Source organism: Asanoa hainanensis, assembly GCF_900188485.1.
Classification (GTDB): Bacteria; Actinomycetota; Actinomycetes; order Mycobacteriales; family Micromonosporaceae; genus Asanoa; species Asanoa hainanensis.
On record NZ_FZPH01000002.1, the window covers coordinates 399,924 to 413,413 of the forward strand.

Sequence of the window (13,490 nt, forward strand, 5' to 3'; positions counted from 1 at the left end):
GTCGTCGCGGGCGCGCGCCCGGTTGATCGCCCGGCGCCGGCGGGCCGGATGCCGCCAAAGCCGTCAAGACCGGTCAGGAGCCGTAGATGGACGCCGTGTTCACCACCCCCGAGCCGCGCAACGAGCCGGTGCGCGACTACGCGCCCGGCAGCGCCGAGCGCGACAGCCTGCAGCGCCGCCTCGCCGAGCTCGCCGGCGAGCGGCTCGAGCTGACCATGACCATCGACGGCGTGCGGCGCATGGGTGGCGGGGACGCCATCGACGTGGTCCAGCCACACCGGCACCGGCATGTGCTGGGAGTCACCCATAACGCTTCCAACGCCGATGCGCAGGCGGCGGTGACGGCCGCGAAGGCGGCGGCACCCATGTGGCGGAGCCTGTCGTACGAGGACCGGGCCGCCGTCTTCCTCCGTGCGGCCGACCTTTTGGCTGGTCCGTGGCGGGACACCCTCAACGCGGCGACCATGCTCGGCCAGTCGAAGACCGCCTACCAGGCGGAGATCGACGCGGCCTGTGAGCTGATCGACTTCCTTCGCTTCAACGTCACCTTCGGCCACGACCTGCTGGCCGACCAGCCGCGCTCGTCCAACGGCGTGTGGAACCGCTTCGACCACCGCCCGCTGGAGGGCTTCGTCTACGCGATCACCCCGTTCAACTTCACCGCGATCGCCGGCAACCTGCCCAGCGCCCCGGCCCTGATGGGCAACACGGTGGTCTGGAAGCCGTCGCCGACGCAGCAGTTCGCCGCGCACTTCACGATGCGCCTGTTCGAGGCGGCCGGCCTGCCGCCCGGCGTGATCAACATGGTGACCGGCGACGGCCTGGCCGTCTCCGAGGTGGCGCTGCGGGACCCCGACCTGGCCGGCATCCACTTCACCGGCTCGACCCCGACCTTCCGCCACCTGTGGCACGAGGTCGGCACCAACCTGGACCGCTACCGGGGCTACCCGCGGCTGGTCGGCGAGACCGGCGGCAAGGACTTCGTGGTCGCGCACACCAGCGCCGACGTGGACGCGATGCACACCGCGCTGATCCGCGGTGCCTTCGAGTTCCAGGGCCAGAAGTGCTCCGCCGCCTCCCGCGCGTACATCCCGCGCTCGATCTGGGAGGGCGGCCTGCGTGACCGGCTGGCCGCGACGGCCGACAGCCTGACCTACGGCGACGTCGCCGACTTCCACAACTTCGGTGGCGCGGTGATCGACGCCCGGGCGTTCGCCAAGCACGCCGGTGCGCTCGACCGGATCAAGAACTCGGCCTCCAGCACCGTGCTCGCCGGTGGCACCGCCGACGACAGCGAGGGCTGGTTCGTCCGCCCGACCGTGGTCGAGTGCTCGGACCCGACCAACGAGGTGTTCACGACCGAGTACTTCGGCCCGATCCTCGGCGTGCACGTCTTCGACGACGCGAAGTTCGACGACGTGGTGCGGCAGGCCGAGGGCATCGCGCCGTACGCCCTGACCGGGTCGATCTTCGCGAACGACCGCCGGGTCGTCGACCAGGTCTCCGAGGTCATGCGGTACGCGGCCGGCAACTTCTACATCAACGACAAGCCGACCGGTGCCGTCGTCGGGCAGCAGCCGTTCGGCGGCGCACGGGCCAGTGGCACCAACGACAAGGCCGGCTCCTGGCACAACCTGATCCGCTGGACCAGCCCGCGGACGATCAAGGAGACCTTCGTGCCGCCGACGGACCACCGCTACCCGCACATGAGCTAAGCGGGTCGTACGCCTTCGATGCGGTTCAGGCCGAAGACGCGTTCGTCCTCGCGCAGCCGGCACCAGGCGACCATCCGGTTGCCGTCGAGCTCCAGTGGCTCGACGACGCGGCTGGAGAAGTCGCCGCCGGCCGTGCGGTAGTCGATGCTGACCGGCCCGCCGACCACGATCGCGTAGACCAGCAGGTCGCGTTGGCGGGCGTCGAGCTGTGGGGTGTGCCGCCGGACCTCGGCGGCCACCACCTCGGCCGGCTCACCGGGGTCGGGCTCGGGCTCGGGGCTGTCCGGCACCAGCCACAGCAGCGGGCGCTCGGTGGGCGTGGAGGTGCCGCCGGCGGCCACGAGCCGGGGCCGGGCCGGCTCGCTGACACCCCGGTCGAGCAGGCGCCCGGCCAGCTCGACCAGGTCCACGACCGGCGCCGGCCGGGCCGCGGGGACCTGGCCGGGCCGCCGCCGGGGCGTGGCGCGGACCCGGGGCGCTCTGCGGACCACGGCCGCACCGGTCGCGTCCTCGCCGGCCGGCGAGTAGCCCGCGGCGCGCAGCGCGTCGAGCGTCTCGTCCGCCGAGCGCGGGCTGCTCAGGATCGTCGGTGCCAGCGCGGCCAGGCCGAGGGAGCGCAGCGACCGCGCGCCCAACAGCTCCGTGGCCAGCGCCGGGGACTCGATGCGCAGGACGCAGCCGACCGCCCGGACCCGGACCAGGCCGTGCTGCCGCCCGACGTCCTCGACCAGGTACGCCAGCACCTGCGGCAGCGTGCCGTCGGCGGCCACGATCCGCAGCGCCGCCAGCAGCGTCTCCGCCGTGAACCCGGCGTCCAGCGCCGCCCGCACCGAGCCGGCCGTGAACCGCCACGTCGAGGCGTTGCCGTCGGCCGCCGTGCGCTCGGCCGCCGTGTCGAGCAGGGTGGCCAGCGGGGCCGCCGGCAGCCCGGGCACGAGCGCGGTCAGGTCGGCCTCGAAGATCGCTTCCGCGACCGCGTCCGGCAGCAGCCCGGCGCCGACCGCGACCAACGTCTCGGGCGCTTCGGCCAGCGCGCGGCCGAACGGGCTGAGCGCTCCGTGCGCCACCACGCCGAGCAGCCGGGCCTCCCGCAACGTGCCCTCGACCAACAGGTCGGCCGGCGCGGGCAGCACGACCGGAAGCCGCCAGCGCAGCGCGGCGACGACCTCGCCGGAGGCCGCCGCTCCCCGGCCCGGCGGTAGCGTGCCTAGCAGCCGCAGCAGGCCGGGCCGGCCGTCCAGCACCGGCGCCCAGGCCAGGTCGGGCAGCAGGGCAGCCAGTTGCGGCCCGCCACCGGGTCGGCCGTCGGCGGTGGCCACCGTCGGCAGGGTCAGCCAGGTCGTCAGCAGGGTCGCCAGGCGCTCGGCGGGGCTGGCCGCACGCCACTCGTCGTACGCGGCCGTCGGTGCGACCGTCTCGTCGACCAGGCCGAGCAACCCGGCCGCGTACCCGAGCTCCAGCCAGAGCCGGACCTCGGTCTCGTCGGAGCCGATCAGCTTGGCCGCGCGGCGCAGCTCGCGTGGGCCGACGCCGCCGGTCCGCAGGACGGCGAGCGGGCTGTGCCCGGCCAGGTCGAGCAGCGCACCGGCCCGCTGCAGCGCGAGCGTGCCGGCGGCCACCGCCTCCCGCTCGACCGCGGCGGCCGGAGCGAGGTTGACCGCGAGCGCCGGCAGGCGAGGGTCGAACGGCGCGCGCCAGTCGGTGCCCCGCAGCGCGACGGCGACCTCGCGCGGCATCGTCGCCCGCCGCCAGCCGTCAGGAAAGACCAGCCCTCGGTCGAGGGCCCAGGCGAGCGCCGGGTCGGGCTGGTCGGCCATCGGGCCGTCGTGCGCCAGCCGGTCGAGCAGCGCGCGGGTGTCCGCCGGGGCGGCCTCGACGGCCGCGCGCACCCGCTGCCCGTCGGCGAGCACCGCCGCGACCGCGCCGACCAACTGGCGCGGCCGGTCGGGGCGCACGCGCCAGGTCCCCGCGATGCCGGCCAGCCGGTCCCCGTCGACCGTCTCCAGCAGCGTGCCGGCCGGCGGGCCGAGCCCGAGCGGGAACTCGAAGAACGACCACAGCGGTGCGGCCATCCGCAGCGCGCCGTCCTCGTCGGGCCACACCAGGGCGAGCTCGGCCAGCCCCGCCAGCGCCTCCGTGAGGTCCGGGCGGCCCAACAGGTCGGCGAGGCGGTCCGGCTCGACGCTCGGGCCACCCAGCCCGGCCAGCGCCTCGACCACCTGGGCCTGGGGGAGCGGCACTGTGGACAGCGCGGCCGCCGCCGAGCTCTCCCGTTCCAGGCGTTCGGCGAGCGTGTCGAGATCGGCGGCCGGCAGCGCGTCGGGCCGCCGTTCCAAGATCTTCGCGAGCTCGTCGGGCGAGCGGAGGGCCAGCCAGCTCAGCAACGCGGACGCCACGGCAAGTCAGCCTGCTGCACCCACTCGCGCAGGTCAAACAACCAGGGGTTTAACGTGCGGAGGGTGACCGAAGAGATCCTTCATGACGCCCATTTCGGTGAGCAGGGTGGCCGCCTTACCTATGGCGCCTACCTCCGCCTGCCCGATCTGCTCGACCAGCAGGTCCCGGAGTCGTCGCCGCCCGCCCACGACGAGCTGTTGTTCATCACGATCCACCAGGTGTACGAGCTCTGGTTCAAGCTGCTGCTCTCGGAGCTGACCGACGCCCGCGACCGGATGCTGGCCGGGGAGAGCTACCTGCCCCGGGTGCGGCTGGAGCGGTGCCTGGTGGTGGAGCGGGTCCTGGTGAACCAGGTCGACGTGATCGACACGATGACGCCCCAGGACTTCCTCGCCTTCCGCAACAAGCTCTCGCCCGCGTCGGGCTTCCAGTCCGCGCAGTTCCGCGAGATCGAGTTCCTGTCCGGCGCCAAGGACCCCGGCTACCTCAAGCGGTTCAAGGGGCTGGCCGACGAGGACCGGGCGCGGCTGCAGGCCCGGCTCGACGAGCCGAGCATCTGGGACGGCTTCCTGGCCGTGCTGGCCAAGGCCGGCTTCGACGTGTCGACCGCCGACGCGCGGTTCACGGCGTACGCCGCGATCGCCAACGACCGGGAGCGCTTCGGGCAGCTCTGGGACCTGGCCGAGGCCCTGGTCGCGCACGACCAGGCGTTCTCGCTCTGGCGGGCCCGGCACGTCCTGATGGCCGAGCGGCAGATCGGCACCAAGCCGGGCACAGGCGGCTCGGCCGGCGGCGCGTACCTGCGCTCCCGCATCGAAATGCGTTTCTACCCGGAGCTCTGGGAGCTGCGTTCCCGCCTCTGACCCCGGGTTCGTGCCATCCCGGATTCGGGCCGGCCGCCGGCGGTTTTCCCGCACCTAACTTGGGGCGCGGGGAGGTCGGAGATGGAGCGGTACGAGCGCGGCGACGAGCTCGCCCGGGGAGCGGTCGGCACCGTGTGGCGCGCTCTCGACGGGGAGACCGGCGAGCCGGTGGCGATCAAGGTGCTCCGGCCGGAGGCGGCCGCGGAGCCCGAGCTGGTCGCCGGTTTCGCGGCCGAGGCGAAGATCCTCGCGGGGCTCGACCATCCGGGCGTCGTCGGGCTGCGCGGCACGACCACGCTCGACGGTGCCCCGGCGCTCGTGCTCGACCTGGTCGAGGGCGAAGACCTGCGTCGCCGGGTACGGCGGGACGGCCCGGTGCCGCCGGCCGTCGCGGCGCACATCGCGGCGCAGGTGGCCGACGCGCTGGCGTACCTGCACGGCCGGGGGATCGTGCACGGGGACGTCAAGCCGGCCAACCTGCTCGTGCCCGCCGACGGGGGGCGGGTCCGCCTGACGGACTTCGGCGTGGCGCGGCGGATGGGGGCGCGCCCGCCGGCGGTCCTCCACGCCACGCCGGAGTACGTCGCGCCCGAGGTGGTCGGCGGCGCACCGGCCGGGCCGGGAGCCGACGTGTACGCGCTCGGGATCGTCCTCTACGAACTGCTCACCGGTCGCAGCCCCTACCGTGGTGGCCAGCCGACCCAGGTGATCGCCCGGCACACGACCTGCACTCCCGTACCGCCGCCCGGGCTGCCTGCGGTGGTCTGGCCGGTGATCGAGGACTGCCTGGCCGCCCGGCCGGACCAGCGGCCGGCCGCGCGGTTGCTCGCCGCCCGGCTGCGCGGGCTGGAACCGGCCCTCGACGGCGCGCCCACGCTCGCACCCCTGCGCGGAGAACAGGTCACCTGGTGGCCCCGACCCGGCGGCGCCACGGTGGCCCGCGCGCCGGTGGCCTGGGTGCCGCTGCGGGCGGCGCCGGTCTCGCCCGCGTCCGCGTACGCCGGCGGTCTGGTTGCCATCCCGCTCGCGGGACTCCCGGAGGCAGGACCGGCCCCTGTGGATCCGGGACAACCGCCCCGTTCGGGTCGACATCGGCGTGTCGCGTTGTTTGGTGCGGGGGTGGCGGTGGTCACCCTGGTGGTGGTCGCCACGCTGGCGATCCTGAGTGGTGCAAGGGAAGCGGGACCGGGCCTGAGACCTTCCTGGCAACCCGAGGCGGGCTCGCCACCTGGGGTCGAGCAAACCTCGGTTCCCACCGGTCCCAGCGCTCCCACCAGCACCGCGAGCCCCTCGGCGGTGGTCGGTGAACTGCTCGTGCCACCCGACCTGGGGCCTGTGCCCGGTATCGGGGATCTCATGCCTTCCATGCCTCCGACGACATGATCAAGGCTTTTGCAGCCGATACCGCCCGCCTGGCTCCATTGTCCTTAGCAGACTGTCTGTCACAGACAGTGCATTGTGGAGACGCCTAGTTTTTGATCAGTCGAAATCCTGGACGAGGGGCCGCCTGCGTGCGACCTTTGAGTTATGGCGGATACTGACATCAACCCCACGGCGGCCGCACTGCTCGGTCTGCTCCACGAAGGACCGATGACCGGCGGGCAGCTGATGGCGTCCGCCGAGCGTCGGCTCGGCCCTTACTGGTCGATGACCCGCAGCCAGGTCTACCGCGAGCTGCCGGCGCTGGCCGAGCAGGGCTACGTGCGTCTCGGCAAGCCGGGTCCCCGTTCCAGCCAGCCCTACGCGATCACCGCGTCGGGCAAGCGGGCGTTCTCCCGCTGGCTCAGCGAGACGCCCGGCCGCGACGCCGTGCGCAACCCGACGGCCCTTCGCGTCGCGTTCGGCCAGCAGCACTCCGGCGGCCAGCTCAAGGAGCTCTACGCCAACGCGAACGCGTACCACAGCGAGCAGCTGGCCTCGGCCCGCGAACAGGCCCGCGAAGCGAAGAAGGAAGGCGACGCCTACGGCGCCGCAGCCCTCGACTTCGCGATCAACTACCACAAAGCAGCTCTCAGCTGGCTGAAGGCAGCACCAGCCAAGTAGCACCTGAACCTGATCCCTCGCTCGGCGGCGACACCGCTGAGCGAGGGACCATGTACAACAGCGCTACTCTTTTATGTTGTGACTGCTGCCGACTATTCCGATCAGCTCAAGACTCTCGATGCCACCCTGCGCAACATCGAGGCCGTGCTCGACCTCGACAGGCTGCGCCGGGACAAGGCTGACCTGGAGGAGCAGGCGTCGGCACCCGACCTGTGGGACGACCAGGCCAAGGCGCAGGCGGTCACCTCGAAGCTTTCGCACGTCAACAGCGAGATCGACCGCCTTGCGGCGTTGCGCGGGCGGCTCGACGACGCCCAGGTGCTCCTGGAGCTGGCCGAGGGCGAGGACGACCCCGGTGCCCTCGCGGAGGTCGGCTCGGAGCTGACCGCTCTGCACAAGGCCGTCGAGGAGATGGAGGTACGGACCCTGCTCTCCGGCGAGTACGACTCGCGGGAGGCGCTGGTCGCGATCCGGGCCGGTGCGGGTGGGGTGGACGCCGCCGACTTCGCCGAGATGCTCCTCCGGATGTACCTCCGCTGGGCCGAGCGGCACAACTACCCGACCGAGGTCTACGACACCTCGTACGCGGAAGAGGCCGGTCTGAAGTCGGCGACCTTCGCGGTGAAGGCGCCCTATGCCTACGGCACGCTCAGCGTCGAGTCCGGCACCCACCGGCTGGTCCGGATCAGCCCGTTCGACAACCAGGGACGCCGGCAGACCAGCTTCGCCGGCGTCGAGGTGCTGCCGGTGACCGAGACGACCGACCACATCGACATCCCCGAGAACGACATGCGGGTCGACGTCTACCGGTCGTCGGGCCCGGGCGGCCAGAGCGTCAACACCACCGACTCCGCGGTCCGGATCACGCACATCCCGACCGGCATCGTGGTCACCTGCCAGAACGAGAAGTCGCAGCTGCAGAACAAGGCGTCGGCGCTGCGCGTGCTCCAGGCCCGGCTGCTGGAGCGCCAGCGCCAGGAGGAGCAGGCCAAGCTCGACGGTCTCAAGACCGACGCCGCCGGCTCGTGGGGCGACCAGATGCGCTCCTACGTCCTCCACCCGTATCAGATGGTGAAAGACCTTCGAACTGAGGAGGAGACGGGCAACCCGTCTTCGGTCTTCGATGGGGAGATCGACGAGTTCATCGAGGCCGGGATCCGTTGGCGGAAGCAGCGCGAGTTGGAGTCAGACCCCGCGTAACCCGTTATCTACGGTGACTGTGCGTGTGCGCGTCCGTCTAATGTGTGGAATAAATTTCGGCCTTTCCGGCAATCCGGGCACGATGGATGCCTGGAGGCTTGGAGTTTTCGTTACACCGCGTAGACTCACGACCCGTGATTCAGCTCGAGCACGTGACCAAGACCTACCCGAAGGCTTCGCGGCCCTCGCTTGACGAGGTCTCCGTCGGGATCGAGAAGGGCGAGTTCGTCTTCTTCATCGGCCCATCGGGTTCCGGCAAGTCGACGATCATCAAGCTGCTGCTGCACGAGGTCACGCCCAACCGCGGGCGGGTGCACGTCAACGGCCGTGACGTCACGGCGATGCGGTCGTGGAAGATCCCGGCGTTCCGCCGGCAGATCGGCTGCGTGTTCCAGGACTTCCGGTTGCTGCCCAACCGCACCGCGTACGAGAACGTGGCCTTCGCCCTGGAGGTCATCGGGAAGACCAAGGCGGTTGCCCGCCGGGTGGTCCCCGAGGTGCTGGAGCTGGTCGGCCTGGGCGGCAAGGAACACCGCTACCCCCACGAGCTGTCCGGTGGTGAGCAGCAGCGTGTCGCCGTGGCGCGCGCGTTCGTCAACCGGCCGCTGATCCTGCTGGCCGACGAGCCGACGGGAAACCTCGACCCCGACACGTCGATCGAGATCATGCGGTTGCTCGACCGGATCAACCGCACGGGCACGACGGTCGTGATGGTCACCCACGACTCCAACATCGTCAACCAGATGCGCCGGCGCGTCATCGAGATCGAGAGTGGTCGCATCGTGCGCGACCAGGCCCGGGGCGTCTACGGCTGATGCGCGAAACCCCCGTCGCGCAGGCAGTCACCCGGCAAAGTCGTTAGTCCAGCGGAGCTCCGGAAGGAATCCCCCCGATGCGGTTGAAGTACGTCATGTCCGAGGTGATGGTCGGACTGTGGCGCAACGTGACGATGACCGTCGCCATGATCATCACGATGGCAGTTTCGTTGACGATGCTGGGCGCCAGTGGCCTGATCTACGCGCAGGTCAAGGACATGAAGGCGTACTACTACGACAAGATCGAAGTCGCCATCTTCCTGAAGCCCGAGATCACGGACGACCAGCGCAGCAGTCTCGAGGGCTCGCTCAAGTCCGACCCCCTGGTTCGTGAGGTCATCTACGAGTCCAAGGACGAGGCGTTCAAGAAGTTCCAGACGATGTTCTCCGACGTGCCCGCCGTCGTCGACGCCGTGAAGCCCGGCCAGTTGCCGGAGTCGTTCCGCGTCGGCCTCAAGAACCCCGAGCAATATCAGCAGGTTCGCGAGGCGTACGTCGGCAAGGACGGTGTCGACCAGATCATCGACCAACGGAACCTGCTGGAAAAGATCTTCAACATCCTCGGCTCGGTGCAGACCATGGCGCTGGTGGCGGCCAGCGTGATGGCGATCGCGGCCCTGTTGCTGGTCGGCAACACGATCCAGGTAGCGGCCTACAGCAAACGCCGAGAAGTCGCGGTGATGAAGCTGGTCGGTGCGTCCAACTGGTTCATCCAGGCACCGTTCGTGCTGGAGGCGGTGGTCGCCGGCATATTGGGTGCGATCATCGGCTTCGGAGCGCTGGCGCTCGGCAAGGTGCTGCTGCTGGACGGGTCGCTGTCCGAGCTCACCGACCTGCTGACGCCGCTGTCCTGGAGCAAGGTCCTGGTCATGCTGCCGCTGATGGCGCTGGCCGGCACCCTGGTCAGCTCGATCACCGCCTGGGTCACGCTGCGGTTCTACCTGCGGGTCTAAGTTAGCTGATCCGACGCCCGTCCCATCGCTGAAGCGGTGGGGCGGGCGTGGTGTATGTCCCTCATGTTACTTCGTTTCGCCTTTGTGCCCTCTGTCCCGTAGGTAGCGTCAAGCTCACGTGCGGGTGAAGGGTGCCGAGATGTACTCCTATCGCAGGAGAAGTCCGAAACTAGCGGCGCTGCTGGCCATGATCGTGCTGGCCACGATCGCGCCGGCGGGTGCCGCCCGGGGCGACCCGAGAGACGACAAGAAACGGATCGACGCCGAGGTCGCCAAGGCGTCCTCGATCCTGGAGGGCGCCACCGAGCGTGCTCAGCAGGCGGCCCGCCAGCTCGTCCTGGCCAGCGGCAAGCTCCCGGCCGCGCAGCAGTTGGTGGTCGAGAGCCAGGGTCAGGTCGTCGCCGCCCGCGTCCAGGTGGAGACGGCGCAGCGCAAGGCGGACGACGCCAACGCGGCCGTGTCCGCCGCGCAGGAGCGGTTCGCGACCGCCGACCAGTCACGCCGGGCCGGGCAGGAGCAGATCGGCCAGCTCGCCGCGGCGGCGTACAGGGGTGGCCCGCTCGCCAATCTCAACGTCCTGCTGCGGGCGCAGAACGCGTCCGACACGCTCTACCGCTTCACCTATGTCGACCGGGTGGTCACCGAGCAGCGGCGCACGATTCGCGGCTACCTCGACGCGCTCGCCGTCGCGCGCCGCGAGGAGAACGCGGCCACGGTGGCCCGGGCCGTGGCCGACGAGGCGATGCTGCACGCGGACGCGGCCCTCGACGACGCGTCGGTCGCCGAGGACCAGGCCGAGGACGCTGTACGCGAGGTCGCTCTGCTCGTCAGTCAGAAGGAAGAGGCGCTGGCCATCGCCCAGGAGGAGCGGGCGGCGAGCCTCGCGAAGTACAAGGAGGCCAAGGCGGAGGAGGCCCGGATCGCGGCGGCGCTGCGGGCCTGGGAGGCGAAGCAGCGGGCGGCGGCCGAGGCGAGGCTGTCGGCGGGGCGGTTGTTCCTGCCCGTGCACGGCTACAAGTCGAGCGACTTCGGCAGCCGGTTCGACCCGTACTACCACGTCTGGCAGTTGCACGCCGGTGTCGACCTGGCCGCCGCAGGCGGCACACCGATCCGCGCGGCGGCGGCCGGCAGAGTGATCATGGCCTTGTGGAACGGCGGCTACGGCAACTACACGTGCATCAGCCACGGCAAGTACAAGGGCAAGTCGATGTCGACCTGCTACGGGCACCAGTCCAAGATCCTGGTCCACGAGGGACAGCAGGTGAAGCGCGGCGAGCTGATCGGCCGGGTCGGCACGACCGGCGCGTCGACCGGTGCCCACCTGCACTTCGAGGTCCGGATGAACGGCGACCCGGTGCAGCCGCTGGGCTTCCTGCCACCCTGCCTCTGCTGACGGCTTTCGCTCGGCCCGCGTCCCCGGGACGCGGGCCTTGCCGCGTCGGAACCCAGGTGTCGTCGGCGCGGGTGGCGGGTAGCATTGCACAGTTGTCCGAGCGAAAGAGGTCAAGGTCGTGCCGCGGGAAAAAGGCCGCAAGGTCGTCACGTCCAACCGCAAGGCCTGGCACGACTACGCCATCCTCGACACCTACGAGGCGGGGATGGCGCTGACCGGCACCGAGGTCAAGTCGTTGCGTGCCGGCCGGGCGTCACTGGTGGACGCGTTCGCCCAGGAACGGGCCGGCGAGTTCTACCTGCACGGGATGCACATCCCGGAATACACCCAGGGCACGTGGACCAACCACGAGCCCCGGCGCACCCGCAAGTTGCTGCTCAACCGGCTGGAGATCGACCGGTTGCAGGGCAAGCTCAAGGAGAGCGGGCTGACGCTGATTCCGCTGTCGGTTTACTTCAACGACGGCTGGGCCAAGGTCGAGATCGGTCTGGCGCGGGGCAAGAAGGCCTACGACAAGCGGCAGGACCTCGCCAAGCGCGACGCCGACCGCGAGATCCAGAAGGCCGCCGGCCGCCGCGGCAAGGGCATGGAGTGATTCGTACCCTTCTGGGCGGTTCAGACCTCGGGAAGAAACGACTAGCGCGACACGTTAATCTGTAGTGGTTGCGGCAGTGGGTCGCAGCACGAGGGGGTGACTGGTTTCGACTTCGTCCGTTGCGACAGGGGAAGCGAGCCGAGGAAGCCAACGTCGTCTCGAAAATCGGTCGTTGGAAACTTATAAGCGCCAAGCAGAATCGCGCTCAGTTCGCCCTCGCCGCCTGACGGCGGGTTAGCGAACTTGTCGGCCTGGGAGTGCCTTCGGCCCAGATTGCCGGCATCAGCTAGAAGGCTGGCCAATCGGCCCCGGTCGCGGGGGCCGTGCGGCGAGATCAATCAGCGACTGGGCCCGTCTCACCAACTCGCTCGTGTGATTGGTGGGGCCGAGTAAGGACATAGCGAGCTGCGCTCGGAGAAGCCCTGACAAGGCGCCGAAGGACCCGGGTTCGATTCCCGGCACCTCCACAAGTGGGTGGGCGGGGTCTGTCTGCTTTACAGCGACAGACTCCGCCCACTTGTCATTCCGATACCGGGGGCCGAGCCCCCGGAGACCCCGCGGTTCGGTGGGCGCGGTCCGCGGTCCGCGGTCCGTGGTCCGTGGTCCGTGGTCCGTGGTCCGTGGTCCGTGGTCCGTGGTCCGTGGTCCGTGGTCCGTGGTCCGCGGTTCGCGGTTCGCGGTTCGCGGTCCGTGTGGCGCTGGGTAGACCCAACGTCTCCGTTGGGTCTTGCTCGCCTGCCGGCATCGGGGTTGTTGGTTGAGGGACCAGTTGTCCGGGATCGCGGGTTCGAGCCCCTGAGAGCCGGCGTTCCGACGAATACGATCGGCCATCTTTCGTCTCGTACGATGAACCCATGAGCGCGGAGACCGTTGGCATGCACATGCCCGCCATGGTGACGCTCGACGATCTTGCGGCGATGAATGCCTCGGATCCGAACGGCCACCGGTACGAGACGAGCCCCGAGGGAGTGCTGTCCGTCATGCCGCCGGCAGACTCGGAACACGCGCAAATCGCCAGCCGGGTCTTCGCCTGGTTGCTCATGGCGGGCTGGCCGGCCGAGCAGATACTCCAGGTCGCCGGCATCCGCGTTCCGGGAGCCGGACGAGATGGAGGTCGGATCCCCGACATCAGCGTGTGGAGTAAGGCTCCGCCGCGCGCGGTCTGGCTGTCGGTCGCCGAACTCCTCCTCGTCGTCGAGATCGTCTCGCCAGGTTCGGAGGCGATGGACGAGGTCACCAAGCGTCGGGAGTACGCCGCAGCAGGCATTCCTCAGTACTGGGTCGTAGACCGTGACGGCGCCCAAACAGTGACTCTGTACCAACTGTCAGCAGAAGCCACCTACGCCGAACGCGCAAAGATGCCGCTGGCTTGGCTGCTGCAGACCAGCCCCAGCGACCACCTCTGAGCCATCCGGCCCAGAACCTCACAGGCATCGGCCCGGTGGCTGCCGGTGGCCACTGATTGGTGGGCAGGGTCTGTCTGCTTTGAAGCGACAGACCCCGCCCACTCGTCATT

11 protein-coding genes and 1 other RNA gene are annotated in these 13,490 nt (G+C 70.3%); 11 read left to right on the forward strand and 1 reads right to left on the reverse strand.

What is annotated here, in order from left to right:
- Positions 1–86 precede the first annotated feature (86 nt).
- Positions 87–1,715: an L-glutamate gamma-semialdehyde dehydrogenase gene (gene pruA, locus CHC05_RS05715; protein WP_089245416.1), complete on the forward strand. Its 1,629-nt coding sequence runs from the start codon at positions 87–89 to the stop codon at positions 1,713–1,715.
- Here the strand turns inward: pruA and CHC05_RS05720 are convergent.
- Positions 1,712–4,111, reverse strand: a complete 2,400-nt coding sequence (locus tag CHC05_RS05720; RefSeq protein ID WP_089245418.1) for a helicase-associated domain-containing protein — start codon at positions 4,109–4,111, stop codon at positions 1,712–1,714. The genes pruA and CHC05_RS05720 overlap by 4 nt on opposite strands.
- Positions 4,112–4,174: 63 nt before the next feature.
- Here CHC05_RS05720 and CHC05_RS05725 point away from each other — a divergent pair, with 63 nt between their 5' ends.
- The 10 genes from CHC05_RS05725 to CHC05_RS05775 all read left to right on the forward strand — a co-directional run bounded on the left by CHC05_RS05725 (position 4,175) and on the right by CHC05_RS05775 (position 13,380).
- Positions 4,175–4,975: a tryptophan 2,3-dioxygenase gene (locus tag CHC05_RS05725; RefSeq protein WP_089245420.1), complete on the forward strand. Its 801-nt coding sequence runs from the start codon at positions 4,175–4,177 to the stop codon at positions 4,973–4,975.
- Between the two features lie 81 nt (positions 4,976–5,056).
- Positions 5,057–6,358 carry a serine/threonine-protein kinase gene (locus CHC05_RS05730; protein ID WP_089245422.1) on the forward strand — a complete coding sequence of 434 codons (1,302 nt, stop codon included), beginning with the start codon at positions 5,057–5,059 and terminating at the stop codon, positions 6,356–6,358.
- A gap of 144 nt (positions 6,359–6,502) precedes the next feature.
- Entirely contained in the window at positions 6,503–7,018 is a 516-nt protein-coding gene (locus tag CHC05_RS05735; RefSeq protein WP_089245424.1) for a PadR family transcriptional regulator, read from the forward strand.
- Positions 7,019–7,096: 78 nt separating this feature from the next.
- Complete coding sequence (prfB, locus tag CHC05_RS05740; protein ID WP_089245426.1) at positions 7,097–8,218, forward strand: peptide chain release factor 2; 1,122 nt, start codon at positions 7,097–7,099, stop codon at positions 8,216–8,218.
- A 134-nt stretch (positions 8,219–8,352) separates the two neighbouring features.
- A complete protein-coding gene (gene ftsE, locus CHC05_RS05745; RefSeq protein WP_089245428.1) occupies positions 8,353–9,033 on the forward strand; it encodes a cell division ATP-binding protein FtsE in 681 nt (226 codons plus the stop codon).
- A 77-nt stretch (positions 9,034–9,110) separates the two neighbouring features.
- The gene (gene ftsX / locus CHC05_RS05750) at positions 9,111–9,986 is read left to right on the forward strand and encodes a permease-like cell division protein FtsX (protein WP_089245430.1); all 876 of its coding nucleotides are present in this window, start codon (positions 9,111–9,113) and stop codon (positions 9,984–9,986) included.
- Positions 9,987–10,104: 118 nt separating this feature from the next.
- Positions 10,105–11,379: a peptidoglycan DD-metalloendopeptidase family protein gene (locus tag CHC05_RS05755; RefSeq protein WP_245870669.1), complete on the forward strand. Its 1,275-nt coding sequence runs from the start codon at positions 10,105–10,107 to the stop codon at positions 11,377–11,379.
- Positions 11,380–11,497: 118 nt separating this feature from the next.
- Entirely contained in the window at positions 11,498–11,974 is a 477-nt protein-coding gene (smpB, locus tag CHC05_RS05760; protein ID WP_089245432.1) for an SsrA-binding protein SmpB, read from the forward strand.
- A gap of 92 nt (positions 11,975–12,066) precedes the next feature.
- Positions 12,067–12,444, forward strand: a transfer-messenger RNA (tmRNA) gene (gene ssrA / locus CHC05_RS05765).
- Between the two features lie 384 nt (positions 12,445–12,828).
- Positions 12,829–13,380, forward strand: a complete 552-nt coding sequence (locus tag CHC05_RS05775) for a Uma2 family endonuclease (protein WP_089245436.1) — start codon at positions 12,829–12,831, stop codon at positions 13,378–13,380.
- Positions 13,381–13,490: the final 110 nt, after the last annotated feature.

Excerpts from the sequence above, each read along its gene's own strand:
- pruA (WP_089245416.1), top strand. The coding sequence starts at position 87 with ATGGACGCCGTGTTCACCACCCCCGAGCCGCGCAACGAGCCGGTGCGC.
- CHC05_RS05730 (WP_089245422.1), top strand. The coding sequence starts at position 5,057 with ATGGAGCGGTACGAGCGCGGCGACGAGCTCGCCCGGGGAGCGGTCGGC.
- CHC05_RS05735 (WP_089245424.1), top strand. The coding sequence starts at position 6,503 with ATGGCGGATACTGACATCAACCCCACGGCGGCCGCACTGCTCGGTCTG.
- ftsX (WP_089245430.1), top strand. The coding sequence starts at position 9,111 with ATGCGGTTGAAGTACGTCATGTCCGAGGTGATGGTCGGACTGTGGCGC.
- CHC05_RS05775 (WP_089245436.1), top strand. The coding sequence starts at position 12,829 with ATGAGCGCGGAGACCGTTGGCATGCACATGCCCGCCATGGTGACGCTC.